This window comes from Allobosea sp. FBZP-16 (genome assembly GCF_002831785.1).
Taxonomy (GTDB): domain Bacteria; phylum Pseudomonadota; class Alphaproteobacteria; order Rhizobiales; family Beijerinckiaceae; genus Allobosea; species Allobosea lupini.
In genome coordinates this window covers 9,595-11,001 of sequence record NZ_LNCQ01000060.1, presented here as the reverse complement: position 1 = coordinate 11,001, position 1,407 = coordinate 9,595, and the positions used below count along the sequence as shown (strand labels likewise).

Below are 1,407 nucleotides of genomic sequence, written 5' to 3'. Positions count from 1 at the left end.
ACCTCCTCGTCGACGGCGAGCACCGGCTCGAGGCCTTCAAGCTGCTGGGCCGCGACACGATCCCGGCTCGCATCCGGACGCTGACGCCGGAGGAGCGCGAGAAGCACGAGATCCACGCCAACCTGATCCGAAACGAGCTCACCGCGCTCGACCGGACGATCTTCGTCGGCCGGCTCGCCGACATGTTCGCAGCCGACAATGCCGATGTCCGCAACGGCGGCGATCGCAAGTCCAAGAAATGGCGCGAGAAAAATCAGTTCGCCAACTTGGCGAACTGGTCGAGCTTCTCCAAGGAAGCTGCCCGCCGTACCGGTCTGTCGACCCGCTCGATCGACCGCACTCGCGAGCTCGCCGCCGGCCTGTCGCCCGACGTCGTCTCCCTCATCCGCGGCACCAAGCTCGCCGACAACCAGGCGCAACTGCAGGCGCTCGCCGCGCTCGATCCGGCCGACCAGTTGAAGGTCGCACGCGAGATCGCCGAGGGCCGCGCCTCTAATCTCGCCAAGGCCAGGGTCACGGCCGGCATGCTGCCGGCTGGTGGGGCCGTCCGCGAGGAGGACCGGCCGCTGGTCAAGCTCGAAGCGCTGCTGGCGCGTCTGACGCCCAGCCAACTGCGCGGCGCCAAGGTGATGATCGACGCCAAGATCGCGGCGCTCGACGCCGCGCAGGCTCCCAAGTCCGCTAAGGCCAAGAAGGGCGGCGCCGCATGACCCTCACCGTCTCGGAAGCCAACGCCGAGATCGCTCGGCTTGTCGCAGAAGGCGCTGACCCCTGGCAGATCGCCGCTGCGCGCGAGCGCCGCGCTATCGCCGAGCGCCGCGAGGAGGAGCAGGAGACGGCGCGGTTGCTGCAACGCATCGACGAGGCTGAGGGCTGCGGCTCGGCACCCGACTTTCGGCTTTCCTGGCAGGAGTTTCGTCTCCTCCGGGCCGAGCTCCGTCGTCTGAAAGGTTCCGCGGCGTGAAGCTCTGGCTGACCTCTTCCGAAATCGCTGATCTTGCCCTGCCGGGCCTGCCGACGTCGCGCAAGAACGTCCTCGCTCTCGCCGAGCGCGAGGATTGGGCGCAGTTCGCCAGCCTCTGCCGGCAACGTGACGGCCGTGGCGGTGGTGTCGAGTACCACGTCTCTTTGCTGCCCGCGACGGCGCGTGCGGAGTACTTCGTTCGGGCAGGTGGCGCACAGCTGGAACAGGCGGCGTCGCTGGCGCTGCAGGCCGCGCCGGACCTCGCGATTGCCGGCCAGGCCGCCGGAGAGCAGCTCGACGCGCGCATCGCCATCCTCGGCGCGCTGCGCGCCTTCCAGCGGGCCGCCGAGCTGCAGCAGACCGTCGCGATCGCCCTCTTCGTCGACCTCTACAACCTTGGCAGGGCGGATGTGCCCGGCTGGGTGCGCGAACGGGTTCGGCGG

The 1,407-nt window shown here is 69.4% G+C and carries 3 protein-coding genes; all 3 read left to right on the top strand.

Annotation, left to right across the window (positions count from 1 at the left end):
• On the top strand, positions 1 to 710 hold a 710-nt coding region (locus CXY91_RS29715; protein WP_158673666.1), incomplete at its 5' end, for a ParB/RepB/Spo0J family partition protein.
• A complete protein-coding gene (locus CXY91_RS29710) occupies positions 707 to 964 on the top strand; it encodes a hypothetical protein (RefSeq protein ID WP_100965539.1) in 258 nt (85 codons plus the stop codon). The genes CXY91_RS29715 and CXY91_RS29710, both read left to right, overlap by 4 nt.
• On the top strand, positions 961 to 1,407 hold a 447-nt coding region (locus CXY91_RS30690; protein WP_282569399.1), incomplete at its 3' end, for a DNA-binding protein. The genes CXY91_RS29710 and CXY91_RS30690, both read left to right, overlap by 4 nt.